Genomic DNA, 24538 nt, shown 5'->3' with positions numbered 1-24538 from the left:
ATCGCCTCGCGCCATGACTGACGGCTTATCAAGGCCGAGCCCTAACGCGCAGGCGATCTACCGAACTCCTGATCCGAACTCCAGACAGGACCTAGGGCGGCTGGTCCGGTGCGGTGCCGTAGAACCGCATGGGGAGATTGAACGAGGACGGTCCTGCCGGCTCCGGTCGGGCCGACGACGGCGACGGTTTCGCCCGACCGCAGGGTGAGGGAAGGCAGTCGACGAGCGCCGTGTCCGGCTCGTGGCGGAAGGAGCCCCTGCCGAGCGCGGCCCGCCCCTGCCTTGTGGCGGGCCGCAGCGGTGTCGTGCGGGGGCGAGGGGGTCGGCTTTCCGGCGGTGGCGGGTCGTAGGTGGGGCGGGCCGGTTCATACGTCCTGCTTGCCGGTCCGTTTCCGGTGCTTGGCCGCCGCCCGGCATACCCCTGGGCCCTCTGCTTTCGAACGTTTGAGCTGCTCTCGCGTGAGTGTTGTATGTAGAGGGGCCTCGCGCACGGTTTACCTGCATTTCACCAGCCCGAACTCGCACTCTCTCCTTACGTCAGGGTAGAGTCTCGGTTGAGGGCGGCCGGGCTGTGAAGGCGCAGTCGAGGCGGTACCTCCAGGGCACGGGCCCGCCCGACCGGGCCCCGTCGGATCCCCAGGACTTCCGGGCAACGATGCCCGACCGGCAGCCGTGGCGGCTGCTCCCTCATCCGGCAGGACCCCCATCGAGGCCGGGCCGCCGGAGATTCCTCCTTTGCGGGGAGTCGAGTACGACGCGCGTGCGTCCAGCGTGGATGCGTGCGCCCGAACAGAAACGGTTGCATGTCCTCATCGCTGTCCCAAGCTCCCAAGCTCCGCATGTCCAAGCCGGACTGGCTCGCCTCCCCGAAGGTCTTCCGCACCGAGGTGCTGGCCGGCCTGGTCGTCGCCCTGGCGCTGATCCCGGAGGCGATCTCCTTCTCGATCATCGCGGGCGTCGACCCGGCAGTGGGTCTGTTCGCCTCGTTCACGATGGCCGTGGTCATCTCGGTCGTCGGCGGCCGCAAGGCCATGATCTCGGCCGCGACCGGTGCGATGGCACTGGTCATCGCACCGCTGAACCACGAGTACGGCCTCGGCCACCTGATCGCGGCCGTCGTCCTCGGCGGCCTCATCCAGATCGTCCTGGGCGCGCTGGGTGTGGCGAAGCTGATGCGGTTCGTCCCGCGCAGCGTGATGGTCGGCTTCGTCAACGCGCTCGCCGTCCTGATCTTCATGGCCCAGGTGCCGGAGATGACGGACGTCCCCTGGGCCGTCTACCCCCTCATTGTCGCCGGCCTGGCGCTCATGGTGCTGTTCCCGAAGATCACCAAGGCCGTCCCGGCGCCGCTGGTGTCCATCGTCATCCTGACCGTGATCACGATCGCAGCCGGCATCGCGGTGCCGAACGTCGGCGACAAGGGCGACCTGCCCTCCTCCCTGCCGGTGCCGGGCCTGCCGGACGTTCCGCTCACCCTGGACACACTGACCACCATCGCCCCCTACGCCTTCGCGTTCGCGCTGGTCGGGCTGATGGAGTCGCTGATGACGGCCAAGCTGGTCGACGACATCACCGACACCCACTCCAACAAGACCCGCGAATCGCTCGGCCAGGGCATCGCCAACGTCATCACCGGGCTCTTCGGCGGCATGGGCGGCTGCGCCATGATCGGCCAGACGATGATCAACGTGAAGACGTCCGGGGCCCGCACCCGGCTGTCGACCTTCCTGGCCGGTGTCTTCCTGCTCGTCCTCGTGGTGGTGTTCGGCCCGGTCGTCTCCGACATTCCGATGGCCGCCCTGGTCGCCGTCATGATCCTGGTGGCCTTCGCGACCTTCGACTGGCACTCCGTCCAGCCGAAGACCCTTCAGCGCATGCCGGTCGGAGAGACGATCGTCATGGCCGTCACCGTCGCCGCCGTGGTCGCCACCCACAACCTTGCCATCGGCGTCGTCGCCGGCTGCATCGTGGCGATGGTGATCTTCGCCAAGCGCGTCGCTCACCTCGCCGAGGTCACCGGTGTCGTCGACCCGGACGGGAACCAGGTCGTCTACGCGGTCACCGGCGAGCTGTTCTTCGCCTCGTCCAACGACCTCGTCTACCAGTTCGACTACACGGACGATCCGGACGACGTGGTCATCGACCTGTCCGCCGCCCACATCTGGGACGCCTCCACGGTGGCCGCCCTGGACGCGATCGAAACCAAGTACGCCCAGCGCGGCAAGAAGGTCACCATCACCGGCCTGAACAAGCCGAGTGCCGAGATGCACGAGCGCCTCGCCGGCCAGCTGACCGGCAGTCACTGATCGGACCGGCCGCCCTGTTCGCCCACGGAGCCGGGGAAGGGCGGTCTTTCCGCCCGCGGGCCGGGTCCGGGGCAATCAACTCGATCCGGGCCCGGTCCGCATCGCTTGATGCCGCTTCACTTCCGGGACCGGAGGCGGCCGGAAGGAGAAGCCCTGAGCCGCAGAGTCAAGTCCGTCCTTGCGCCCGTGAAGTCCACGGCCGCCCCCGCCGGCCCGTCCGGCGCACGGTTCCACGGCTGGCGCATGGTCGCCTACTGCGCTCTGGCGATGGCGATGACCGCGCCCGGCCAGACCACCGGCGTCTCGGTATTCATCGACCCCCTCATCGCCGACCTCGGCGTCAGCCGCACCCAGGTCTCCACCGCCTACCTGACCGGCACCCTCGTCGGCGCCTGTGTCATGCCCCTGGTCGGGCGGGCCATCGACCGCCATGGCCCTCGACGCGTGACAGCAGCGGTCGGGGCCGCCTTCGGCACGATCCTGCTCGCCCTCTCCTTCGTCACCGGGCTCGTCGGTCTCACCGCCGGCTTCGTCGGTATCCGCATGGCCGGCGAGTTCTCCGCCGCCGTGAGACTGGAGATGCTGCCCTACCACCTGGCCCGGGCCACCGACGCCGCCGGCGCCGAGGCACTCAACCGCTCCCGCATCGTCAAGGGCGAGGCCCTCACCCGCATCCGGGACAAGGCGCAGCTCGCCCTCTTCCCCGACCGCTGGCAGGCCAACTCCTTCCGGCGGGAGTTCCCCGACGCACGGCTGGAGCACCTCGTCGCCGCCCACGACTGACCACCGAGGCGCCGTGACAGGCGCAGTGGCCACTGCACGCCGAAAGCCTGTTCTGCGGAGAGGCCGGGCGTGTCTTCGACGTCGCGGTACAGGGAAGCGGTGATCACCTCCCTGTAGCCCCGGCCCGGCAGTGTTCGGCTCGTCCTGGACAACGGGAAGACCACCGCGCCGGGGGAGCGGTCTCTGGGGGCCGCTCTGACCGGAGAAGACGTCCTCGGCGTGAGCGGTGCGACGCCTTCGGCTCCCGGCGGGTGCGGCGCCTGCGTTCCGAACGGGGCTCGGGGCACCCACCGAATGGACATCGACGGTGCACCGGCCCGCGAGGCGCTCCGCTGTGGCCAGGAGGGACCGAGCCGGACCGCCCATGCCTGCTGCACTCCTGACGGACGGTGCAGGGCGGAGGGATGTGTTGGTCGGTTAGGGTCGCCTCGTGGCGGACGAAGCGGCTCCGTCCCAGTGGAATTGATCGGCCCGGGGCGCATCGCGTCTGTGAAGCAGGCGACTGATGTGTCCCTCTTGTGCCCCGATGTGCCCTCGTGGTGGGTGATCCGGGTAAAAGTGCGGGTCAGGGGCGTGTTCTGGGGGCGCAATGCGATTGAGAGTGGAGTTCACGACCGAGCCCTTCGATCTGGACGAGGCTCCCGCGCACGCGGTGGTGGCCCGGGAGGTCGTGGAGGGGGCCGCGCTGGACTCGGTGGACGTCGGGCCGTTCGGGAACACCGCGGAAGGCGGTGCCGACGTGGTCCTCACCGCTGTGGACGCGCTGCTGCGCCGCAGCCTGGAGGCCGGCGCGACCCGGGTCTCGCTCCAGGTCAACGTGATTGCGGAGGCCGAGGGATGAGCGGCGTGGCGGACGAGCCGTTCATCGCCGCCGTCAAGCCGCTCGTCGACGCCATGGGCGGGCAACTGCTCCCGCCCGACGAGGCCGGTCCCGACGACGTCGTCCTCGCCTGGGAGGGCACCGACACCGTCGCCGTGCGGCTGCCCCAGCTGGCCGACTCCCTCGATCACATCCTCGCCGCGCTGGAGCGCCGGCACGGCCGGCTCCTCGCCGACCTGGACCGCAGGACCAAGCAGGAGATCGTCCGCGGTCTGGAAGCGCGCGGCGCCTTCGCGGTCCGGCGCGGTGTCGAGACGGTGGCGGGCGCGCTCGGCGTCAGCCGCTTCACCGTCTACAACTACCTCAACCGGGAGAAGGGCTCCTGAGGGCCTCCTGAAGGACTTCGGCCGGCTTTCGGGGGCGGCCCGGCTGCCGCGTTTTTCAACAAACTGTTGACGTGGTGGTCCGGGGCGGCGTTAGCTGTTCGCACACCCGTTCCGCAGGATGGCCGTTCCCGGCCGGGGAGGCTTCCGTGACGTCCGCTTCCACGCCGCAGGGCCTGGCCCGTTTCAACGCCCTGGAGGAGAGCGCGGCCCTTGCCGCGCTCCACGAGGTGTGCGCCTCCACGGCGTGGGCCCGCCGGCTGCTCGCCGCCCGCCCCTGGGCGACCGTCGAGGACCTGTACGCCGCCGCCGAAGCGGCCGTGGACGGGCTGACCGCGGAGGACCTCGACGAGGCGATGTCCGGGCACCCGCCGATCGGAAGACCCCGGCCCGGCGACCCGGCCTCCGCGCGGGAGCAGAGCGGCATGGCCTCCGCGCCGGACCGGCTCAAGGCGGAGATGCTCGAGCTGAACCTCGCCCACCAGGAGAAGTTCGGCCATGTGTTCCTCATCTGCGCCACCGGCCGGACCGGCGAGCAGATGCGCGACGCGGCCAGGGAGCGCATCGGCAACACGCCGGAGCGGGAACGCGAGACCGTCCGCACCGAGCTGGGGAGGATCAACCGCATCCGCCTGGCCCGGCTCGTCGAAGCGGACCGACAGCCCCGACATCCCTAGGAGCGGCGCCCGCATGAGCACCGAGACCACCGCCTCCGTTTCCACGCACATCCTGGACACCAGCGTCGGCCGCCCCGCCCGGAGCGTCGCCGTCCAGCTCTCCGCCCGCTCGGGCCGGGAGGAGCACTGGCAGGCGCTCGGCGCCTCCGCGACCGACGCGGACGGACGGTGCGAGAACCTCCCGGCACTGCCGGAGGGCACCACCCACGTACGGCTCCACTTCGACGTCGAGCCGTACTTCGGGCGGAAGGCCGATCCCCACCTCACCGACAGGCGAGCCGAGGCACAGCAGGACGCCCCCGCGCACCGGGACAGCGGCACCGGAGTGTTCTTCCCGGAAGTGGCGATCACGTTCGCCGTCGTACCGGGCGAGCACTACCACGTACCGCTGCTGCTCAACCCGTTCGGCTACTCCGTATACCGAGGGAGCTAGCAGACATGCCCACGATTCTCGGCCGGAACCAGTACGGCAAAGCGGAGAACCGCGTCGTCAAGGTCACGCGGGACGGCGCCACCCACCACATCAAGGACCTCAACGTCTCCGTCGCCCTCTCCGGCGACATGGAAGAGGTCCACTACTCCGGCTCCAACGCCCACGTCCTGCCGACGGACACCACCAAGAACACCGTGTTCGCCTTCGCCAAGGAGCACGGCATCGAGTCCGCCGAGCAGTTCGGCATCCACCTCGCCCGGCACTTCGTCACCTCCCAGGAGCCCATCCACCGGGCCCGCATCCGCGTCGAGGAGTACGCCTGGGACCGGATCGCGACCTCCGGGGCCCACACGGGCGAGCGCGGGGAGCACTCCTTCGTCCGCAAGGGCCAGGAGACCCGGCTGACGCAGGTCACCTACGACGGCGAGCGCTGGGAGGTCGTCTCGGGCCTGAAGGACCTGGCGGTGCTGAACTCCACCGACTCCGAGTTCCACGGCTTCGTCAAGGACAGGTACACGACCCTGAAGGAGACCCGGGACCGCATCCTCGCCACCTCGGTCACCGCCCGCTGGCGGTTCAACTGGACCGACGACGAGCGGCCGATGCCCGACTGGGAGACGTCGTACGAGCGGACGAAGCAGCACCTGCTCCAGGCCTTCGCGGAGACGTACTCCCTGTCCCTGCAGCAGACGATGTACCAGATGGGCGCCCGGATCATCGAGCAGTGCGACGAGATGGACGAGGTGCGCTTCTCCCTCCCCAACAGTCACCACTTCCTGGTGGACCTGGAGTCCTTCGGACTCGACAACGACAGCGCGGACGGCGCCGTGTACTTCGCCGCCGACCGCCCCTACGGCCTGATCGAGGCCACGATCCTGCGCGACGGCTGCGAGGCGCTCATACCCGCGGACCTCACCAACCTCTGAGAACAAGAACGAGCGGGAGAGACGGATCCATGGAAGCAGTCCGGCGCACCGTGATCGAGAACTGCGCGCTCGCGACCGTCGACGCGAAGGACACCGAGTACGCCTCCGGGTACCTCGTCCTCGCCGGCAACCGCATCGAGTCGCTCGGCGCGGGCAGGGCCCCCGAGGGCCTGCAGAACGTCGTCCGCCGTATCGACGCCACCGGGCATCTGGTGACGCCCGGTCTGGTCAACACCCACCACCACTTCTACCAGTGGATCACCCGGGGCCTGGCCACCGACCACAACCTGTTCGACTGGCTCGTCGCGCTGTACCCGACCTGGGCGCGCATCGACGAGCCGATGGTGCACGCCGCCGCCCGGGGCTCCCTCGCGATGATGGCCCGCGGCGGTGTCACCACCGCCGTGGACCACCACTACGTGTTCCCGCGCGGTTCCGGCGACCTGTCCGGTGCCGTCATCCGCGCCGCCCGCGACATGGGTGTCCGCCTCACCCTGGCCCGCGGTTCGATGGACCGCGGCGAGAAGGACGGCGGACTGCCCCCCGACTTCGCCGTGGAGACGACCGAAGGCGCCCTCGCCGCGACCGGGGAAACCGTCCGGGAACACCACGACACCTCCTTCGACGCCATGACGCAGGTCGCCGTGGCACCCTGCTCCCCGTTCTCCGTCTCCACCGAACTGATGCGGCAGGCAGCGCGGTTGGCGCGCAGTCTCGGCGTGCGACTGCACACGCACGGGTCGGAGACGGTGGAGGAGGAGAAGTTCTGCCACGAGCTGTTCGGCATGGGCCCGACCGACTACTTCGAGTCCACCGGCTGGCTCGGCGAGGACGTGTGGATGGCGCACTGCGTCCACATGAACGACTCCGACATCGCAGCCTTCGCCCGTACGGGCACGGGCGTCGCCCACTGCCCCTCCTCCAACGCCCGACTCGCCGCAGGGACAGCCCGCGTCCCCGACCTGCTGGCGGCCGGAGTCCCGGTCGGCCTCGGCGTGGACGGCACCGCGTCCAACGAGTCCGGCGAACTGCACACCGAACTGCGCAACGCCCTGCTCGTCAACCGCCTCGGCCCGCACCGCGAGGCCGCCCTGACGGCTCGTCAAGTGCTGCGTCTGGGAACCTACGGAGGCGCCCAGGTCCTGGGCCGAACAGCGGAGATCGGCTCACTGGAGCCGGGCAAGCTCGCCGACCTGGTGCTGTGGCGGATGGACACCCTCGCCCACGCCTCCATCGCCGACCCGGTGGCCGCGCTGGTCCTCGGTGCGGCGGCGCCGGTCACGGCGTCGTTCGTGAACGGCCGCCAGATCGTGGAGGACAGCCGGCTCCGCACGGCCGACGAGGACGAGATCGCCCGCACCACCCGCGCACAGGCCCAGCGGCTGGCCGCGATCGCGGCGCAGGGCTGAGACTGCGGGACTCCGCCTCACGCCAGGGCGGCCCCCACCTCGTCGCGCAACCGGGGCAGCATGTCGTGGAGGGCCCCGGGGCAGAGGGTGTCGCCGTAGTCCTTGTGGCCGTACAGCTGCGTGGCGGCGATGCCGTAGCGCGCGCAGGTGTACGCGCACAGCGCCACCAGGACCTCCCACTGCGCCTGTGGAGGTGTCGCGCCCGTGTGGTACGCGCCCTCGTCGGCGATCCCGACGGCCCGGTCGTTCTGCCCGGAGGTGTGGGCGCCGAGGACGAAGCCGGTCCCGCCGGTGAGGGCCTGCAGGCTGCCGTGCCGTCCCTCGGTGACCCAGCCGCCCCGGCTCACCAGGAAGTGGTAGCCGGTGTCGACCCACCCGTTCTTGTCCATGTGCAGGTCCTGGACCCAGTGGGCGTGGGAGTGGGCCTGCGCGCGGGAGAAGTCCGTGGTGTCGGCGCTCACCGTGTGGTGGACGATGATCCGGCTCGGCCGGTACGAGAGCCGGCTGACGGTTCCCCGCGGGGAGCGGGCGCCCCAGGCCGCGGTGCTGTCGATGTCCGGCTCGATGGCCTCCGCGCCCCGTGTACGGGCAGGGGCCTGCGCGCGGGCGGTGCCCGACAGCGCGGCGACGGCGATCGGACCGGCCGCCCCGGCGAGCAGGAGACGGCGCCGGAGCGCGTTCTCGGCGTTCACGAGCACTCCTTGGAGGGAGAGGGTGAGGAAAGGCGGTGGAGCCGACGGGATCGGCCGTCGGCTCCACCGCGTGTTCACGTGCTGGGGGCGCGGCGAGAAGGTGTCCCCTCCGCCGGTGCCGAAGCGGGCGCCGGTTACGTGTTGTCGGCGAGGACCAGGAGCCGGTCCCGGGAGCCGTTGAACTGGTTGCGGTCCACGTCGCCGGCGACGCCGCCGACCGAGCCGGTGCTGGTGTACTGCCACACCGTCCAGGTCGGGAAACCGCTCGGGACGGTCGGCGAGGCGCTGGTCCAGTGCGCCACCCACAGCGGACTCCTGGTGGACATGCCGGTCCAGTCGCCGGTGCAGGTGTTCCACCAGCTCGAGGTCGTGTAGATCACCGTGTCACGGCCGGTGCGCGACTTGTACGTGGTGTGGAAGTCGTTGATCCAGGTGCGCATCTGAGTGGTGGACAGGCCGTAGCACATCGCCCCGTACGGGTTGTGCTCGATGTCCAGGACACCCGGGAGAGTCAGGTTGTCGCGCGACCAACCGCCGCCGCTGGAGGCGAAGTAGTTCGCCTGGGTCGCGCCGTTGGAGGCGTTCGGGAGCGCGAAGTGGTACGCGCCGCGGATCACGCCGGCGTGGTAGGCGGCTGTGTAGTTCGTGTTGAACCGGGAATCCTTGTGGCCGGTGCCCTCGGTCGCCTTGATCCAGGCGAACTGGGTTCCCGCGCCGCGCACCGAGGCCCAGTCGATCGCGCCCTGCCAGTGCGAGACGTCGATGCCCTGGACTCCGTCGGTCGGCGCCATGATGCTCATCGACGGATCCTCGGCCGGGGCGTCGTCGTGGATCCGGGCGCCCACGCCCATGTACGCGTTGCCCGGCGTGACCTCGGCACGGTCCGGGGCGGGCCGGGGTGCGGCGGTGGCACCGGGGGCGGTGGCCACCGTCAGGGCGAGTGCCGCGCCGAGGACTCCGAGTGCCGTGGCGATCCGTCTGCGAGGGCCGGTCAAGCGGTGGGGGAACGAGGACATGGCTGCCTCCTGTACGCATGTGGGGATGAGAGAGGAGGTGACGTCGGCCGGTGCCACCTGGGCAAACCCGTGCTGTTTGACGTGCGCGCGTCATTAATTACGCACGTGGATTCCGTGCGTGTAAAGGGCGTTCGGCCGCTGCTGGAGGTCTGGTCCAGTGGCGGTCCGGACGGCCAGGGGCGTTGCCGTCCTGGCGGCGGAAACTTTCACCGGGTGAAAGCGGAAGCGGCCCCGGTGCCACGGGCGGCCTGTGTCAACAAGGCCGCCCCGACGCCCGGGACACGGGGTCCGATCCCCGTCTTTGCCCTCGTTCCTCGACCGGAACGGCTGGGTGGCCTGTGTTCCTACAGGCCGAACAGGCCCGGGTCCTCGGCCAGCTCCCGGAAAATGTCCTGCGGGCTGGGCAGCAGCTTGCGCAGCCCCAGATCCAGCACACCGCCGACCGCCGTGATCTCGGCCGAGACCGTGCCGTCCGTCCTGGTGACGACCTGCTCGATACGGAACGTCTTGCCCGTGCTCCAGGCGAAGGCGCAGCTCACGTCGACCTCGTCGCCGGCGAGCAGTTCGCGCTTGTAGCGGATGGTCGTCTCCAGGGCGACCGGTCCCACGCCCCGCGCTGCGAGCACGGACTGCGTGATCCCCGCTTCATGGAGCAGCGCCCAGCGCGCGTGCTCCGCGTAATTGAGGTACACGGCCTGGTTGAGGTGGCCCTGCACGTCGGTCTCGTATCCGCGCACGGTCACCCGGACGGAAAACGGCTCGCTCACTGCGTCCCCTTCGCACCTGCTCGATTCGCCGCGCTCGCCACCGATCCTGGCACGCGCCCTCATACGCGGCGCGGGGAGGCCAGCAGGTACCGGGTCCGCGTCCTCGGCTCCGTGTACTCGCCGACCTGCCAGCCGGCCCCCTCCAGGGTGGCCGCGCAGGCCCGCAGCGCCTCGCCGTCCGCCCCGTACACGGCGACCGCCTCAGGCTGCGGTGTCTCCCGCACCCGGTAACCGTCCTCGGCGTCCTGCCCGGCCGGGGGATGCCCGGCGGCCTCCAGCGCGAGTGCGGCAGCCTGCACGAGATGCGAGCGCTCCCAGCCGCAGGGCCGGTCCGTGGCGCCGTCGGGGTTGGTCATCCGGCGCAGTTCCAGCATGCCCTGCCAGGCGCTGTGCACCTCCCGCCGCCGGGCGGGGCCGGGCTGGTGCGCCGCGTCCCCGCCACCGACGCGAGCCGCGAACACCCCGGTCGTGGCCGGTGCCTCCGCTTTCACCGGCTCCGGCTCTGCCTCCGCCTCCCGGATCCGGTGCCCCGCCGGGGTCAGGAAGTGAGCGTGCGGCGGCCTCGGGTGCCGGAAGGCGAGCCCGCGCGTCACCAGCGCCGCGAGCTGGGCCTCCGTTCCCTTCAGCCGACCGGTGACGGGATCGGCGGCGTCGATGAGGCGGCGCTGGGCGGCGGTGAGTGGTCGGCTCATGGGGTGTGGTGGCTCAGTGTTCGGAGGCGTACGAGAGGAAGGCGGCCCCGTGCTGGGGACCGAAGGGGAGGCGAGGGCCCGGTATGTGCTTCGGGTCCCGTACGCGGATGGCGTCCGGGGTGGTGGCGACCTCGGCGCAGGCAGGCCCGTCGCCGGTGCCGCAGCCGCTCTTGGACCACGTCGGCTCGGTGCCGTCACCGGCCGGGGGCTTCAGGCTCATGTCTCTCCAAGGACTTTCTCGACGAAGGCCGGCTGCTCTCGTGGCGGGAGGGTTTGGACCCGGACGACTCCGTACCGCAGCTCCAGGATCTGGATCTCCATGTTCCGCCTCTGCCCGATCTCCAACAGCCGTTCGAGCTGTCGGCGCAGCACCATTCTGCCCCCGACCCGGCGCCGCAGCGCAGCCTCGTCATGACGCGTCGCAGCCCGGACGGAGCCGGACAGCGTCCGGGCGGTGAGGCCGTGTAGCGGCGTCATTCCGGGCCGACCGGTGCGGCTAACCCATGAACTCCGGCCGTTGGTAGGGCGTCCACCAGCTCAGCAGACCCCAGATGCCGAGCGCGAGCGCGCCCGCCGCGGTCACGGCCGCGAGCCAGGGGCGGCGCAGCGTGCGCAGGGTGAGCAGCCAGGCGAGGAGCGGGACGAGCGCCCCGCCGGCGGCGATGAGGGGGAGGTCGACGTAGAGGACGCTCAGGTCCCGGTGCATGCCCTCGAAGCCGCCGTCGATGCTGACCCGCGCCTTCGGCGACCAGGCGAGCACCGCTGCGACGGCGCCCACGGCCGCCAGGAGGATGCCCGCACAGCCCTGTCTCTCCTGTCTCTGTTCACTCATACCTTGATCCGACGCGGTGGCCCCGTCGGTGGTTCCCCGGTTCCCTACTGCCGGTAGCCGCTCAGGAAGCGGCCGATGCGGCCGATCGCGGCCTCCAGGTCGTCCGCGTGGGGGAGGGTCAGGATGCGGAAGTGGTCGGTGGTGGGCCAGTTGAAGCCGGTGCCCTGGACCACCTGGATCTTCTCCCGCAGGAGCAGGTCGAGGACGAACTTCTCGTCGTCGTGGATCTTGTGCACCGCCGGGTCGATGCGCGGGAAGGCGTACAGGGCGCCCTTGGGCTTGACGCAGCTCACGCCGGGGATGTCGTTGAGCATGCGCCAGGCCACGTCCCGCTGTTCGTGCAGGCGGCCCCCCGGGGCGGTCAGCTCACTGATGGACTGGCGGCCGCCGAGCGCGGCCTGGATGGCGTACTGGGCGGGCGCGTTGGCGCACAGGCGCATGGAGGCCAGCATCGTCAGGCCCTCCAGGTAGTTCCTCGCGTGCTGCTTCGGGCCGGTGACCACCAGCCAGCCGGAGCGGAAGCCCGCCACGCGGTACGTCTTCGACAGCCCGCAGAAGGTGAGGACGACCAGGTCGGGGGCGAGTGCGGCGGCCGAGTGGTGCACGGCGTCGTCGTAGAGGATCTGGTCGTAGATCTCGTCGGCGAGGACCATCAGGCCGTGCCTGCGGGCCAGGTCGAGGACGCCCTCGACGATCTCCTTCGGATAGACCGCGCCCGTCGGGTTGTTGGGGTTGATGACGACCACGGCCTTCGTACGGTCCGTGATCTTCGACGCCATGTCGTCCAGGTCCGGGTACCAGTCGGCCTGTTCGTCGCACAGGTAGTGGACCGCCTTGCCGCCCGCGAGGGTGGTCACCGCCGTCCAGAGGGGGAAGTCGGGTGCGGGGATGAGGACTTCGTCGCCGTCCTCCAGCAGCGCCGTGACGGCCATCGACACCAGCTCGGAGACGCCGTTGCCGAGGAAGACGTCGTCGACGTCGACCCCCACGCCCAGGGTCTGGTAGCGCTGGGCCACCGCGCGGCGGGCGGAGAGGACACCCCGCGAGTCGGTGTAACCGTGCGCCTGCGGCAGCATCCTGATCATGTCCTGGAGGATCTCCTCCGGCGCCTCGAAGCCGAACAGGGCCGGATTCCCGGTGTTCAGGCGCAGCACGCTGTGCCCCGCCTCCTCCAGCGCGTTCGCGTGCTCGATGACCGGGCCGCGGATCTCGTAACAGACCTCGCTGAGCTTGCTCGACTGCCGGAACTCCATGCGCCGCTTCCCCTCGGGTATCCCGTGTTTCCTGCTTGGTTTTACCAAGTGACCGCTTGGAAAGTCCAACAACTTGTCTACACTGCGTCGCATGTCACCTCGCCGAAGCTACGACCAGTACTGTTCCGCCGCCCGCGCGCTCGACGCCGTCGGCGACCGCTGGACCCTGCTGATCGTCCGCGAGCTCCTCGCCGGCCCGCGGCGCTACACCGACCTGCACGCGGACCTTCCCGGCGTCAGCACGGACGTACTGGCCTCGCGGCTGAAGGACATGGAGCGCGACGGGCTGACCACCCGGCGGCGGCTGCCCCCGCCCGGCGCGGCCTACGTGTACGAACTCACCAGCCGCGGAAGCGAGTTGCTGCCCGTACTGCAAGCGCTCGGCGCGTGGGGGCAGGCGGCGCTGGGGGAGCGGCGGCCCACCGACGCGGTGCGGGCGCACTGGTTCGCGCTGCCCCTGCTGCGCGCCCTGGAGGGTGTGGGTGCCGGTGGGGGTGCGGGTGTGGGGGAAGGCGGCCTGGTCGAAGTCCGGCTGGAGGAAGGGCTGTTCCACCTGTACGTCGGCGCCGGGGACGGATCCGTCCCCGGAAACGGGTCGGTCTACGGTGACGGACCCGCCCCCGGCCTGCCGGACGCCACCCTGGTCCTGGACACCGACACCTGTACGGCGATCAGCCGCGGCGGGTCGACCGTCACCGAGGCCGTACGGGAGGGGCGGGTGGCGGTGAGCGGCGACGGCACGCTTGCCAAGGCGCTGAGAGAGGTGTGACGGGGAGCGGGACGGGAGGAACGGCCGGCAAAGGGGAGGAGGCCCGCACGGGGCGGGCCTCCTGACGGCACATCACTTATGTGGTTTCACGCGTCCGGCGGTACCCGGGACGGCCGTCCCGTACCCCGGGCCAGCCGGTAGCCGGCGACTCCGGCCAGGGCGGCCAGCGCACCGCCCACCGCGGTCCACACCCACCGGTCGGACCACCAGCCGGAGGTCCAGCCGTCCTCGGGCTCGAGGTCGGCCAGCACGGCGGTCGGCGAGTCGTCCCCGTCGCCCTCCTCGCTGTCGTCGGTCTCGTTGCGCAGTGCGATGCCCGGCACCAGCGGCTCCGCGAGCGAACCGTCGACCGCCGCCGCACCGCCCGTCTCCTCGGAGTCGGCCCGGACTTCGATGTCCACCGGCTGGCCCAGGTCGGACGCCGGGAGGTTCACCGCCGTGAGCCGGATGTAGTACGTGCCCGGCAGCGGGTCGTTGGCCCACGGCTCCGACCAGGCGCGGACCGTGCGCAGCACGCACTTCAGCTCCACGGAGGCCGCGTCGGCCGCCGCGGTGCGGGTCTGGGCGCCGTACTGGCAGGCCTGCCGGCGGCGCAGACCGTCGTACACGTCGACCCGCCAGGTCTCGGCGGCGTGCGTCTCGGGCAGCTTCACCGTCGCCTCGACGGTGGGACGTTGCCCCGCGCCCGCGGGGAACGACCAGTACAGGTAGTCGCCGACGGAGGCGCGCGCCGTGGCGGTCCGCCCCTGCTCGAACTCCGTCGCGGTACGGAACGAGGTGCCCGCGCGGGTCGGTCCGGCGGCGTCCTCGGACGCGCTGGGGGAGGGGGTGGAGTCGGCTGCCGCGGGGGCCGCGGCAGCGGCGGTGAGCCCGAACGTCAGCAGCGCGGTGCTCAACAAGCGGGTGGAGCGGGTGATACGCATCAGCTGGTCCTCCAGACCGCGAGCCGCCGGCGTGACAGCCGGCCCCAGACGAGACCGGCGAGGAAGCCCGTGAGGACCAGTACGCCGAGCAGCCACCAGCCCCGGCCCAGGCCGAAGGAGGCCACGTCGCTCGACCCGCTCGGGCCTTCGACGACGTCGATGGTCAGTTCCAGCGGCAGGCCGGGCGTGGTCTTCACGCCGGAGCCCGGCGAGAACGAGTTGGTCACCGCCAGGCACACCGTCTCGGCGGCCGGTTTGCCGGCGGCGTCGTCACTGTCGGCGTCGTCCCGTTCGGGCTTCGGGTAGCGCAGGCCGGTGGACAGGACGTCCGTGCGGCCGTTGCCCGTGGCCTCGCCGCGGACGATCTCCCGGCTGTGCACCGTGACGGCCCGCAGCAGCACGCCGTAGTCGGGGTTCACCGCCCGGTCGGCCGCCACGCTCACCGATGCGCGCAGTTCCCGGCCCGCCGGCACGTCCACGCGGTACCAGCGCTGCTGCCCGAACTCCTCACGGTCCGTGTAGAGGCCGGACTCCAGCGTCGGTGCCTTCGCGCACGAGGCGCCGCCCTCGGTCGCGACCGGTGTCACCACCGGCTCGGCCGCGCGGTCCACCAGCTCATTCACACGGTCGGTGAGTTCGTCCTGGTGCTCGACCGAGGTGTAGGTGCCGCCGGTCGCCTCGGCGATGCAGCTGAGCTGCCGGCTCAGCTTGGCGGTCGGCACCAGGCCCAGCGTGTCGATGGTCAGTCCGATGCCCTTGGCCGCGATCTCCCGGGCCACCTCGCACGGATCGAGCGGGGCGCAGGTGTCCTCGCCGTCACTGATCAGCACGATGCGCCTGGAACCGTTGCCGTCCTTGAAGTCGTCGGCCGCCTCCAGCAGGGCGGGGCCGATCGGGGTCCAGCCGGTCGGGCTCAGCGTGGCCACCGCCGTCTTGGCCTCGGTGCGGTCCAGCGGGCCGACCGGATAGAGCTGCGCGGTGTCCTTGCAGCCCTCCTTCCTGTCGTCGCCGGGGTAGTCGGCACCGAGGGTGCGGATCCCCAGCTCGACCTCCTCCGGCGTCGCGTCCAGCACCTCGTTGAACGCCTGCTTGGCCGCGGCCATCCGGGACTGCCCGTCGATGTCCCGGGTCCGCATCGAGCCGCTCACATCGAGGACGAGGTCGACCTGGGGAGCGCCCTGGCCCGTGGGTTCACCGGCGGCCGCCGCGGACGGGAAGGCGAGCCCCGCCGACAGAGCGGCGAGCAGGACACCGACGCCTGCGGCCGGCCACTTTCTTCTGATCATCGACGGATCCTATTGATCGGGGACACCCTGTTCCAAAGCGGGGCTCCGGGCAGGCCCTACTCGCGCTCGCCCCGAAGGGGATCGAGCAGTGGATTGGGCAGTTCCGCCCAGTGGTCCCCGGTCGTCCTCGGCGAAAGCCGCATCAGCGTCAGCGCCTTCGCGGGCAACGGCTCGCCGCACAGTGCCGCGAGGTCCGGGGTGCGCGGCAGATCCCGTACGGCACTCTCCAACGCGGCGCGCAACGCCGGGCCGGAGCCCGTCGTGCCGGCCAGCGCGCCCGCCACCAGCGAACCGAACAGCTTGCGCCGCAGAGCCCGTTCGTCATCCGTCACCATGCGGGCGGGCAACCCGGGTGCGGAGATGCCGTGGTGGGCGAGTCGCGCGGGGCTGATCCGCAGATCGGCCAGATCACGGTAGACCAGCCGCACCGGCTCCCCGTCCGGCGCCAGCACCACCAGGAGGTTCTGACCATGCGCCTCCAACGCCACGCCGGACTCGAGGAGTCGCAGCCCGACCGTCAGGGCGAGCCGCGCGAACCGGGCCGCCCAGCCCGGGGAGCGGGGCAGCCCGGTCGCCGCCAGGGCCGCCACCGGCACCACCCGCTCCCCGGCCGCCGCGTACTCCTGCGGCGACTCGCGCACCACGGCCGCCAGATCGGGGGAGCCGGCCGCCGCGGCACCCAGGGTGCGGGTGATGTGCAACAGTCCGCCGGTCCGCGCCGCCACCGACTCCCCGAACTCCGACAGCACCGCGGACGCGGCGACCGAACCGAGCGAGATGTCCCGCACCGACGACGTCAGCCGCGCGCTCAACGCCGTCTTCACATGCGGCCCGTCGGGCAGGGCGAGCGTGCGCAGCGCCATCAGCGGATGCGCCGCCATCCGCTCCGCGGGTTCCCGCTCGAGCACATGCGCCGCCTGCCAGGGGTGCACCGGGATCACCACCCGCCCTCCGTCCCGCAGCCACCGGGGCCAGTTCCCCGTCACCAGACAGTCCCCGACCGGCACCGGAACCAGCCCCAACTCCACGACAGCCCGGTGCTCGGGTCCGTACGCCAGCTGCTCGGCCACCGAAAAGCCGGGTCGAGAACGGCAGTTGGGATGGAACGGGTGCCCGTCGACCACCCGCTGCTCCCACTCCCAGTCGGCCCTCTCGCCCCAGGCACCCGCGTCCTCCCCGCCCCCCTCCGGAGCCCCCGCCCGGGACAACGCCAACGAGGCGACACTGTGCGCGAGTTCGTCCGCGAAGGCGGCCGAACGCGGAACGGCGAGCTCCCCCGCCAACCGCGCGGGATCGTCGTAGGCCACCTCGTCCAGCCGTACGACGGTGACGTACGCGGCGGTCGCATACGGGTCCGGACGCGGGCCGCGCAGCCGACGGCCGTCCGCCAGCCGCAGCGCGAGCCCGTCACCGTCCGGCTCCCGGCGCACGACCCACGGCAGCGGATCGTGCGCGAGGCCGCGCCACAGCCGGGTCAGCACGGCCGCGCGGGCCCCTGGCAGCGCCGCCGCGTACCGGGGCACCAGCGCGGGCCGTACGGTGGCCAACTCGTCGGCGATTTCGGTCTCTACGGCGAAGGGACGGTGCACAGGCGGGCTCCTCGGGTACGGAAGGTGCTGCGGAACGAACAGGTCGGTCCGTGACGGACATGCGGAGATACTGATCGTCTCCGTCCGGACAGACCGTAGGGAAACAGTGGAACGCGTGGACCTCATGCCCCCGCCCGCAGACGACGACGCGGCACCCCGCGCCCACGACACCGCCCGGCCGGCCGGCCGGGCCGACGCGTACGCGGCCGCCCCGCTCCTGAACTGCCTCCTGCGCGAGGTCGCACAACCGGTGCCGGACGCCGGCGACGAGGCCGCGGGCCGCGACCAGGAACGAGAGCCGGGCACCCCCCGGACGTACCGCCTGCCGGGCACCCACCGCCTGCTGCGCGTCCACGGCACCCGCCGCAGCCCCACCGCACCCGAGGTACGCGCGCAGGACGGCACCTGGCGCCGCCTCGGCCACCCGGAACTGGTGGAACTCGTCGCCGAGGAACTGCGCCGGCACACCGGCGTGTCCAACCAGGAACTGGCGGCCGAGATGACCGACAGCCGTGACGCGGTAGCCGCGCTGCTCACCGCACGGGCAGGCGCCACCCCGCCCACCGACCCCTACCTGCGCTCCGAGCAGTCCCTGCTCACCGGCCACACCCACCACCCCGCCCCCAAGGCCCGCGGAGCGGGCCCCACGGCGAGCTGGCTGCCGTACGCACCGGAGGCGTACGCACGCTTCCCGCTGACGCTGCTCGGGGTACGGGAGGACACGGTCGTGGAGGAGGGCGACACGACGTCCCTGGACCGCCTGGGCACCGCCCCGCCCGGTTACCGCCTCCTGCCCGCCCACCCCTGGCAGTTGGAACTGACGGCCCGGAGCCTGGCCCCCGCGTTCGCCGACGGCCGGCTGATCCGGCTGGGCACGACCGCGTTCCCGGTATGGCCCACGGCCGCGATCCGCACCGTGTACACGCCCGCGCAGGACCTGTTCCTGAAGTTCAGCCTGGACGTGCGCATCACCAACGACGTCCGCCGCCTGTGGCGCCACGACCTGATGAAGCTGAGCAGGACCGACCGGGCCACGAGCGAGGCCTTCGCCGCCTCGGCCACACCTGACGCCCCCGCGGCCTGGCTCAGCGACCGCGGCTACCGCACCGCGGACTTCGCCTTCGAGGAACTGGCCGTCCTGGTCCGCGACGGCCTGCACGCACACCTGCTCCCCGGCACGACCCCGCACCTGGCCGCAGCCCTGCCGGAGGACTACGAGGGCAACCCGCTGGCCACCACCTCCACCCCCGCCGCCTGGTGGAGGGCCTACCTGGCCCAGGTCGTCCCCCCGGCACTGCGGACCTTCGCCCGGCACGGCGTCGTGGTCGAGGCCCACCTGCAGAACACCCTGATCGCCGTCGACTCCGACGGCATGCCCGTACAGGCCCTGTACCGGGACGCGGAAGGCGTGAAACTGCTTACGGAGGTGACGAGGGAAGCGGGCTGGGAACGCCTCGTCTACTGCCTGATCGTCAACCACCTGACGGACATCGCGTCAGCCCTCACCGAACACCACCCGGGCTTCACCCCGTGGCCCGCAGCCCGCCGGGAACTCTCCCGCCACCCCCTCCCGGAGGCCCGAGCCCTTCTCACCAGCCCCACCCTCCCCGCCAAAACCAACCTCCTCCTGCGCTGGACCCACGCCGACGGAGCCTCGGCCCGCTACCTGCCGGTCCCCAACCCGCTGGCGGAGCCGTAGGCGCCGGCGGTTCGCGCGCAGTGGGAGGGCGAGGAACCGGCCGAGGTCGAGTGCACCAGGAACAGCCCGGGCGGCCGACGGCCGCCCAGGAGGATCGGGCAGTCGGTTCAGCGGGGGAGACCGGAGAGCTCGGGGGCCTTCGACACGTTCCACGCGACAGCGCCGATGTCGGGCCCCGCGGAGGAGATCTCGAAGGTCACGTCGCCCCGCGGCTGCTTGACGGCTGCCAGTTCGCTGCCCGTGTTGCAGGGCAGCCGGCGTGTGGTCGTCGCCCCGTTGACGGTGAGCTCGAGCGTGACCTCCTTGCCCCGTCCGGAGCAGACGACCGACAGGAAGTGGTCGGTGCCGGAATCGAGTGCGGTGACGCGGCGGCGGACCCGGCCGGGAAGGTCGGCGGTTCCCTCGTCCGCGTGCTCGTCGCGCCGGCGGTCCAGGTCCACGTCCGTGTACAGGCCGCTCAACGCCGTCTGCCGGTAGAGGTTGAGCGGAGAGGTGGCCTCGAGCAGTCGCCGGATGTCGTCGAGGCTCCTGGGGTTGTACGTCTCACTGATGGCGAACTCGGCGACCGAGTCCGCGGGCAGGCCTCGGACGGCTCCGCGATAGGCGTCGGGGCTGATGGCGCGGCCCTCGAGTTCTCCCCGGCCGATGGTCGCGGCGTCGTAGGGCAGGGCCGCGTCGTCACCGATCAGTTCCATGCCCCTGCCTGTGCCGGTGACACCGACGACGTAGCTGTGCCCGGGCTCCAGGCGGGGCGCTCCCTCGCGTGCCGCTTCCTCCCTGCCGCCCCAGAGGGTGGTGTACCAGCCGTGCGCCCGCAGGGTGATCTCCTCGGGCAGGCGGGGAGCCCCGGGCCTCGACCAGACGACCCGCGTGACGGTCGCCGTCACCGTCCGGGGGAGGTAGTCGCCGTCCTTGGGGCCGGGCTCGGCCGCCGACTCGCGTGTGACGCGGATGACGGCGGCGTGGTCGCCGTGCGCGACCCATTCCTGTGCGGCGGCCGAGCCGCGGAAGGGGTCGTACGCGGCGCGGGGAAGCAGCCGGCGGCCGTCGTCCCGCGCGACGGCCACCGCGCCCCCGACCGTGGCCAGCAGAGCCAGACCGGCCGCGACCCCCACCCTCACTCGTCTCCTCGGCGTCACCATGCTCCCGTCCGATGCCTTGATTCCCCTGGTCATCGGAGTGAGACGGCTCGGACGGCCGTTCGGTTGCCCTTACCCCGGCGGCGTACCACGGGCGATGCGGTACAGCACGTTCGGACGCAGTGGGCCGTCGGGCGCCAGGGGGTCGTCGAAGTCGTCGGCGGGGTTCCGGGTCATGCCGATGCGGCGCATCACCGCCTGTGAACGGAGGTTGCCGACCGTGGTGACGGCGAGGATCTCGGGAAGCCCAAGTGCGTCGAATCCGTGGGCCAGGACCACCCGTGCGGCCTCGGTGGCGTAGCCCCGGCCCCAGGCCGGGCGGGCGAGCCTCCAGCCGATCTCCACCCCGGTGAAGGGCATCCCGTCCTCCACCCGGTCCAAGCCCGCGAAGCCGATGAACTCGCCCGTGGCCCGTACCTCGACCGCCCACCACCCATAGCCCCGCTGGTCGAACCCGGCCTGAAAACGGGCGATGGAAGCCTCGCTCTGTTCGCGGGTGAGCAGGTCCCCCAGATGTTCCCGGACCTCGGGATCGGCGTTCATCGCCGCCCACGGTCCGACATCGGAGCCACGCCAACGACGGAGGACAAGGCGATCGGTACGCAGTTCAGCCATGCCGCCCAGCCAACGTGAACGCCGGCTCCTGGGCAACGCCATATTCCCGAGAGGCGCGTCCGTCGCCGAACCCGCTCGGTGGTCTGGACCGGTGCCGTGTGTCCTGTGTTCAGGAACGGTTCGTTCCGTGCTTGCCCTCTGCGTTCACGATCCTCGCGGACCGGGTCCTTCGCGCACAGGGAGATCGTATGAGCGAGCACACGCACCACCACCCCAGACCGGGGCGCCGGTCTCTGTTGCAGGCGGCGGTCGTCGTTCCCGCGGCAGGAGCCACCGCAGCCGTGCTCGGGGCCGGGACGGCGGACGCGGCACCCCCCACGGGCACCGGTACCCGGCGGGGTCGTTTCGACGAGGACGGTCCGCGCTTCTCGGTGGCGGTGCTCCCCGACACGCAGTACCTGTTCGACGCCGACAGCGCGGACCCGGAGCCGCTGAAGGCGACCTTCCAGTACCTGGCGTCCGAGCGCGGCGAGGCGAACATCGCGTTCATGACGCACCTCGGCGACGTCACGGAGCACGGTACGGAGGACGAGATCGAACTCGCCGCCGACACCTTCCGGTCCCTCCACGGCAAGGTCCCCTACAGCGTCCTCGCCGGCAACCACGACATCGCCTCGGGTGACGACCAGCGGGGCGACAGCGCGTACCTCCGGGCCTTCGGGCCCCGGCGCTTCAAGGGCATGCCCACGTTCGGCGGGGCCTCTCCCGACGGCTACAACAGCTACCACGTGCTGCGCGCCGCCGGCCGGGAGTGGCTGGTGCTCGCCCTCGACTGGCGTGCCTCGGACAAGGGGCTCGCGTGGGCGCAGGGCGTCCTCGACGCGCACCCCGCCCACCCCGCCATCCTCACCACCCACGACATCGCCTCGGCCGGAGAGGACGGCACGGCGCGCCTGTCGGGCAACGGGCAGCGGCTGTGGGACAGCCTCATCCGGGGCAACGACCAGATCTTCCTCGCGCTGGGAGGCCACTACTGGCCGCCCGGCCGCACGGTGCTCACCAACGACGCGGGCCACGACGTACACGTCCACATCACCAACTACCAGGACCGCTACTACGGCGGCGCCGGCATGATCCGGCTGTACGCCTTCGACCTGGTGCGCAACGTCATCGACGTGCAGACCTTCGCCCCCTGGTTCCTCGCGCGCGACCCGGAGAAGCGGACCCCGCTCGAGGCGGAGACCCTCGAACTGACCGGTTCCACCGACCGGTTCAGCCTCGACATCGACTTCGCCGACCGGTTCGAGGGCTTCGCCCCCGTCGTGGTGCCCAAGCCGCGGCCCGCGCATCGGGTCATGCCGAGGGGCACGGTGGCCTACTGGCGGTTCGACGCCGACGGCCTGTCCGGCGCCGGCCGTCCCGGCTCCCCGGTGCCCGCCGGGGCGGTGGTCCGTGACCTGACCGGGAACGGCAACGACCTGGCCGTACGGCTGCTCCACGACAGCGCCGCCGACGTCGTCACCTGGTCCGCCGACCACCACGACGGCCAGCCCGCGCACGCCAGCCTGCGGTTCGACGGAGGGAAGGCGCCGGACCGCGGGGCCGTGCTGACCACGAAGTCCACGGCGCCGCTGAACAGTTCGACGTTCCGTGCCGGGTTCACCATCGAGACCTTCATCAAGCTCCCCGACCCGTTCGAGGGCGACCACGCCTGGATGGGCATCCTCAGCTGGGAGGGCCGCAACGGGGACGCCGGCAAGACCACGGGCTGGTCGAAGGACGAGCCCACCTGCAGCCTGAACGTCTCCCCGGAGCGCTTCCTGCAGTTCGTGCTCTACCCGGACGTGCAGGACGCCGACCCCACCTCGTGGAGCCACACGCTGCCGGTCGGCCGGTGGACCCACATCGCCGTCGTCAACGACGGGCGGCGCACGGTGATGTACGTGGACGGCTCGAAGATCGCCCGCAACCCGACCCAGCCCGCCACCGGCATCGAGACGCTCGGCAAGCCGTTCGTCATCGGCGGCACCCAGTTCGCCGAGAAGTTCGGGCAGGGCTTCTACGGCTGGATCGGCGACACCCGCATCGTCGAACGCGCGCTGAGCCCGAAGGACTTCATGCGGTCCGGCTCCGCCTCCAGGTAGCCGACCGCAGGCTGCCGGCCGCCCGGCAGGAAACGCCCGTCGCCGTCCCGGGAACACCCGGTGACGGCACGGGGGGCCACTGCAGGGCTGAAGATCGCCCAGAGCCGCGCCCGCTGTCCGACGAAGCTCTCTCCCGCCTGCTCGGCACACAACAGTTCGGCACCCTCGCCACCGTCAAGCGCAGTGGCCACCTCCATCTGACCACCATGGTCTGCACCTGGATGCCGCCGCCCGCGTCGCGCGCTTCTCGACGACCGTCGACCGCGTCAAGCTCAAGCACCTGCGGCGCGACCCGCGTGCGGCCCTGCACGTGCAGGGCGGCGACGTGTGGTCGTCCGCCGTCGCGGAGGGCGAGGCCGAGGTCGCCGAGGCCACGACGGTCCCCGGTGACGCGGTCGGACGGGAACCGCTCGGGCCGGTCCCCAAGGCGGCGAAGCCGGAGGACGAGGCCGCGTTCCCGGAGCAACCGGTCGCCGAACGCCGGGTGGTCGTCCGCCTGAAGGCGGACCGGCTGTACGGGACGGCGCTCGACATCGCCGGACAGGCGGACGGGCGGACGGGCCGAGGGAACCGGCCTTTGCGCCGCGCGGGCGGGACGGCCGAGGAGCCGGGTCGCCCTCCCGAGCCGTTCCGGGCCGGGGCGCCCGGAGCCCGGAGCCCGGAGCCCGGAGCCCGGAGCCCGGAAGTGAAAAATCGGAATGATCCGCATCCAACCGGATAGTTCCGGGCGAAAAGCGGTCATGAAGCTGCAAGACGAACTTCCAGTCGACCATCACCTGGCGACCGTCTACCGCTACGGTGCCGCTTTCTGCGGCCTCGTCCTGCTCGCCTTCGCCGGCCTCGGCTTCGCCGACGCGCTCAGTCCTTTCAGTACGTCGGGAAACACGATCGCCGGCATGACCTCCAACGTCGCGCTCAGTGTCATCTCCACCGTGGTGGGACTGGCGCTGCTCGTCGGCGCCGCCATCGGCGGCAACTTCGCCTCCACCCTCAACATGACGGTGGGCGGGCTGTTCGTGCTGAGCGGCTTCGCCCACACCTTCGTGCTGGGCCGCCCCGCCAACATCCTGGACTTCGGCATGACCAACGTGATCTTCAGTTACGTCATGGGGCTGCTCATCGCGACGTTCGGCATGTACGGCCGGGTCTCCAGCGGGCTGTCCCACGACAACCCCTACTGGCGACGCCGGCACTCCGACCGGGCCGCCGGGGAGGCGGAGGCAGCCTCGCGGCGGGGCGCGGCGCCGCGCCCACTGCCCCGGGCCGGGAGCCAGGACCCCCGGGGCGGACGCACTTCACTCCGGTGACGCTGCGGCCGAGCCGGTACGGAGGATGTGTTCCCCGGGGGTGGGGGGGGGGGGCGGCGGGCGCGCCGCCCGCCCCCGCCCACCACCGCGCCCCGGGCCCCCCCAGCCGCCCCGGGGCCGCCGGCGACCCGCCCCGCC

At 71.7% G+C, this 24538-nt stretch carries 24 protein-coding genes and 2 pseudogenes; 13 read left to right on the top strand and 13 right to left on the bottom strand.

Going from position 1 to position 24538, the window contains the following annotated elements:
• The first annotated feature begins 803 nt into the window (after positions 1–803).
• The 8 genes from ACFWVE_RS30575 (at position 804) to ACFWVE_RS30540 (ending at position 7737) form a co-directional block, all read left to right on the top strand.
• Positions 804–2306: a SulP family inorganic anion transporter gene (locus tag ACFWVE_RS30575; RefSeq protein WP_384020974.1), complete on the top strand. Its 1503-nt coding sequence runs from the start codon at positions 804–806 to the stop codon at positions 2304–2306.
• Positions 2307–2492: 186 nt separating this feature from the next.
• Complete coding sequence (locus ACFWVE_RS30570) at positions 2493–3089, top strand: hypothetical protein (protein WP_384020971.1); 597 nt, start codon at positions 2493–2495, stop codon at positions 3087–3089.
• A 589-nt stretch (positions 3090–3678) separates the two neighbouring features.
• Positions 3679–3930 (top strand): hypothetical protein, encoded by a 252-nt coding sequence (locus ACFWVE_RS30565; RefSeq protein WP_384020967.1) that lies wholly within the window; start codon positions 3679–3681, stop codon positions 3928–3930.
• Positions 3927–4295, top strand: a complete 369-nt coding sequence (locus ACFWVE_RS30560) for a helix-turn-helix domain-containing protein (protein ID WP_384020964.1) — start codon at positions 3927–3929, stop codon at positions 4293–4295. The genes ACFWVE_RS30565 and ACFWVE_RS30560 overlap by 4 nt, the downstream gene beginning before the upstream one ends.
• Before the next feature lie 146 nt (positions 4296–4441).
• On the top strand, positions 4442–4969 hold the full coding sequence (gene uraD, locus ACFWVE_RS30555) for a 2-oxo-4-hydroxy-4-carboxy-5-ureidoimidazoline decarboxylase (protein WP_384020962.1): 528 nt from the start codon (positions 4442–4444) through the stop codon (positions 4967–4969).
• Positions 4970–4982: 13 nt separating this feature from the next.
• Positions 4983–5402 carry a hydroxyisourate hydrolase gene (gene uraH / locus ACFWVE_RS30550; protein WP_384020959.1) on the top strand — a complete coding sequence of 140 codons (420 nt, stop codon included), beginning with the start codon at positions 4983–4985 and terminating at the stop codon, positions 5400–5402.
• A gap of 5 nt (positions 5403–5407) precedes the next feature.
• A complete protein-coding gene (gene pucL / locus ACFWVE_RS30545; RefSeq protein WP_384020955.1) occupies positions 5408–6328 on the top strand; it encodes a factor-independent urate hydroxylase in 921 nt (306 codons plus the stop codon).
• 29 nt (positions 6329–6357) lie between these two features.
• The gene (locus ACFWVE_RS30540; RefSeq protein WP_384020952.1) at positions 6358–7737 is read left to right on the top strand and encodes an 8-oxoguanine deaminase; all 1380 of its coding nucleotides are present in this window, start codon (positions 6358–6360) and stop codon (positions 7735–7737) included.
• A 17-nt stretch (positions 7738–7754) separates the two neighbouring features.
• Here ACFWVE_RS30540 and ACFWVE_RS30535 read toward each other — a convergent pair whose 3' ends face one another.
• The 8 genes and pseudogenes from ACFWVE_RS30535 to ACFWVE_RS30500 all read right to left on the bottom strand — a co-directional run bounded on the left by ACFWVE_RS30535 (position 7755) and on the right by ACFWVE_RS30500 (position 12989).
• Positions 7755–8429: a peptidoglycan recognition family protein gene (locus tag ACFWVE_RS30535; protein ID WP_384020949.1), complete on the bottom strand. Its 675-nt coding sequence runs from the start codon at positions 8427–8429 to the stop codon at positions 7755–7757.
• 134 nt (positions 8430–8563) lie between these two features.
• Positions 8564–9445, bottom strand: a complete 882-nt coding sequence (locus ACFWVE_RS30530) for a lysozyme (protein WP_384020943.1) — start codon at positions 9443–9445, stop codon at positions 8564–8566.
• Between the two features lie 344 nt (positions 9446–9789).
• Positions 9790–10212 (bottom strand): acyl-CoA thioesterase, encoded by a 423-nt coding sequence (locus ACFWVE_RS30525; protein ID WP_384020940.1) that lies wholly within the window; start codon positions 10210–10212, stop codon positions 9790–9792.
• A 59-nt stretch (positions 10213–10271) separates the two neighbouring features.
• A complete protein-coding gene (locus ACFWVE_RS30520) occupies positions 10272–10904 on the bottom strand; it encodes a hypothetical protein (RefSeq protein WP_384020937.1) in 633 nt (210 codons plus the stop codon).
• 13 nt (positions 10905–10917) lie between these two features.
• Entirely contained in the window at positions 10918–11124 is a 207-nt protein-coding gene (locus tag ACFWVE_RS30515) for a DUF397 domain-containing protein (protein ID WP_384020934.1), read from the bottom strand.
• Positions 11121–11315 (bottom strand): annotated as a pseudogene (locus ACFWVE_RS30510) (Scr1 family TA system antitoxin-like transcriptional regulator); the annotation flags it as partial. The pseudogene ACFWVE_RS30510 and the gene ACFWVE_RS30515, both read right to left, overlap by 4 nt.
• 85 nt (positions 11316–11400) lie before the next feature.
• The gene (locus tag ACFWVE_RS30505) at positions 11401–11736 is read right to left on the bottom strand and encodes a hypothetical protein (RefSeq protein ID WP_384020931.1); all 336 of its coding nucleotides are present in this window, start codon (positions 11734–11736) and stop codon (positions 11401–11403) included.
• A 44-nt stretch (positions 11737–11780) separates the two neighbouring features.
• Entirely contained in the window at positions 11781–12989 is a 1209-nt protein-coding gene (locus ACFWVE_RS30500) for a pyridoxal phosphate-dependent aminotransferase (RefSeq protein ID WP_384020928.1), read from the bottom strand.
• Positions 12990–13080: 91 nt separating this feature from the next.
• Here ACFWVE_RS30500 and ACFWVE_RS30495 point away from each other — a divergent pair, with 91 nt between their 5' ends.
• Positions 13081–13758 carry a winged helix-turn-helix transcriptional regulator gene (locus ACFWVE_RS30495; protein ID WP_384020923.1) on the top strand — a complete coding sequence of 226 codons (678 nt, stop codon included), beginning with the start codon at positions 13081–13083 and terminating at the stop codon, positions 13756–13758.
• An 86-nt stretch (positions 13759–13844) separates the two neighbouring features.
• Here ACFWVE_RS30495 and ACFWVE_RS30490 read toward each other — a convergent pair whose 3' ends face one another.
• Genes ACFWVE_RS30490 through ACFWVE_RS30480 form a run of 3 tightly spaced genes read right to left on the bottom strand, consistent with a single transcriptional unit; the run spans position 13845 to position 17556 of the window.
• Complete coding sequence (locus tag ACFWVE_RS30490; RefSeq protein ID WP_384020921.1) at positions 13845–14681, bottom strand: hypothetical protein; 837 nt, start codon at positions 14679–14681, stop codon at positions 13845–13847.
• Positions 14681–15967: a VWA domain-containing protein gene (locus ACFWVE_RS30485; protein ID WP_384020918.1), complete on the bottom strand. Its 1287-nt coding sequence runs from the start codon at positions 15965–15967 to the stop codon at positions 14681–14683. The genes ACFWVE_RS30490 and ACFWVE_RS30485 overlap by 1 nt, the downstream gene beginning before the upstream one ends.
• A 56-nt stretch (positions 15968–16023) precedes the next feature.
• The gene (locus ACFWVE_RS30480) at positions 16024–17556 is read right to left on the bottom strand and encodes an IucA/IucC family protein (protein ID WP_384020915.1); all 1533 of its coding nucleotides are present in this window, start codon (positions 17554–17556) and stop codon (positions 16024–16026) included.
• Between the two features lie 106 nt (positions 17557–17662).
• Between ACFWVE_RS30480 and ACFWVE_RS30475 the strand changes: the two genes are divergently transcribed.
• Positions 17663–19255 carry an IucA/IucC family protein gene (locus ACFWVE_RS30475; protein ID WP_384020912.1) on the top strand — a complete coding sequence of 531 codons (1593 nt, stop codon included), beginning with the start codon at positions 17663–17665 and terminating at the stop codon, positions 19253–19255.
• A 107-nt stretch (positions 19256–19362) separates the two neighbouring features.
• On the opposite strand, the gene ACFWVE_RS30470 is transcribed toward ACFWVE_RS30475, so the two are convergent.
• Positions 19363–20370, bottom strand: a complete 1008-nt coding sequence (locus ACFWVE_RS30470; RefSeq protein ID WP_384020909.1) for a hypothetical protein — start codon at positions 20368–20370, stop codon at positions 19363–19365.
• A 96-nt stretch (positions 20371–20466) separates the two neighbouring features.
• Positions 20467–21009, bottom strand: coding sequence for a GNAT family N-acetyltransferase (locus ACFWVE_RS30465; protein ID WP_384020906.1), 543 nt, complete (start codon positions 21007–21009; stop codon positions 20467–20469).
• A 188-nt stretch (positions 21010–21197) separates the two neighbouring features.
• On the opposite strand from ACFWVE_RS30465, the gene ACFWVE_RS30460 reads away from it, so the two are divergent.
• The 3 genes and pseudogenes from ACFWVE_RS30460 to ACFWVE_RS30450 all read left to right on the top strand — a co-directional run bounded on the left by ACFWVE_RS30460 (position 21198) and on the right by ACFWVE_RS30450 (position 24400).
• Positions 21198–23093 (top strand): LamG-like jellyroll fold domain-containing protein, encoded by a 1896-nt coding sequence (locus ACFWVE_RS30460; protein ID WP_384020903.1) that lies wholly within the window; start codon positions 21198–21200, stop codon positions 23091–23093.
• A 113-nt stretch (positions 23094–23206) separates the two neighbouring features.
• Positions 23207–23634: pseudogene (locus ACFWVE_RS30455) on the top strand (TIGR03618 family F420-dependent PPOX class oxidoreductase); the annotation flags it as partial.
• 199 nt (positions 23635–23833) lie between these two features.
• Positions 23834–24400: a DUF4383 domain-containing protein gene (locus ACFWVE_RS30450; protein ID WP_384020900.1), complete on the top strand. Its 567-nt coding sequence runs from the start codon at positions 23834–23836 to the stop codon at positions 24398–24400.
• The last annotated feature ends 138 nt before the right edge of the window (positions 24401–24538 follow it).

Origin of the sequence: Streptomyces sp. NPDC058632 (assembly GCF_042717095.1) — a bacterium.
Lineage (GTDB): Bacteria > Actinomycetota > Actinomycetes > Streptomycetales > Streptomycetaceae > Streptomyces.
This window is presented reverse-complemented; position numbering and strand designations above follow the sequence as displayed.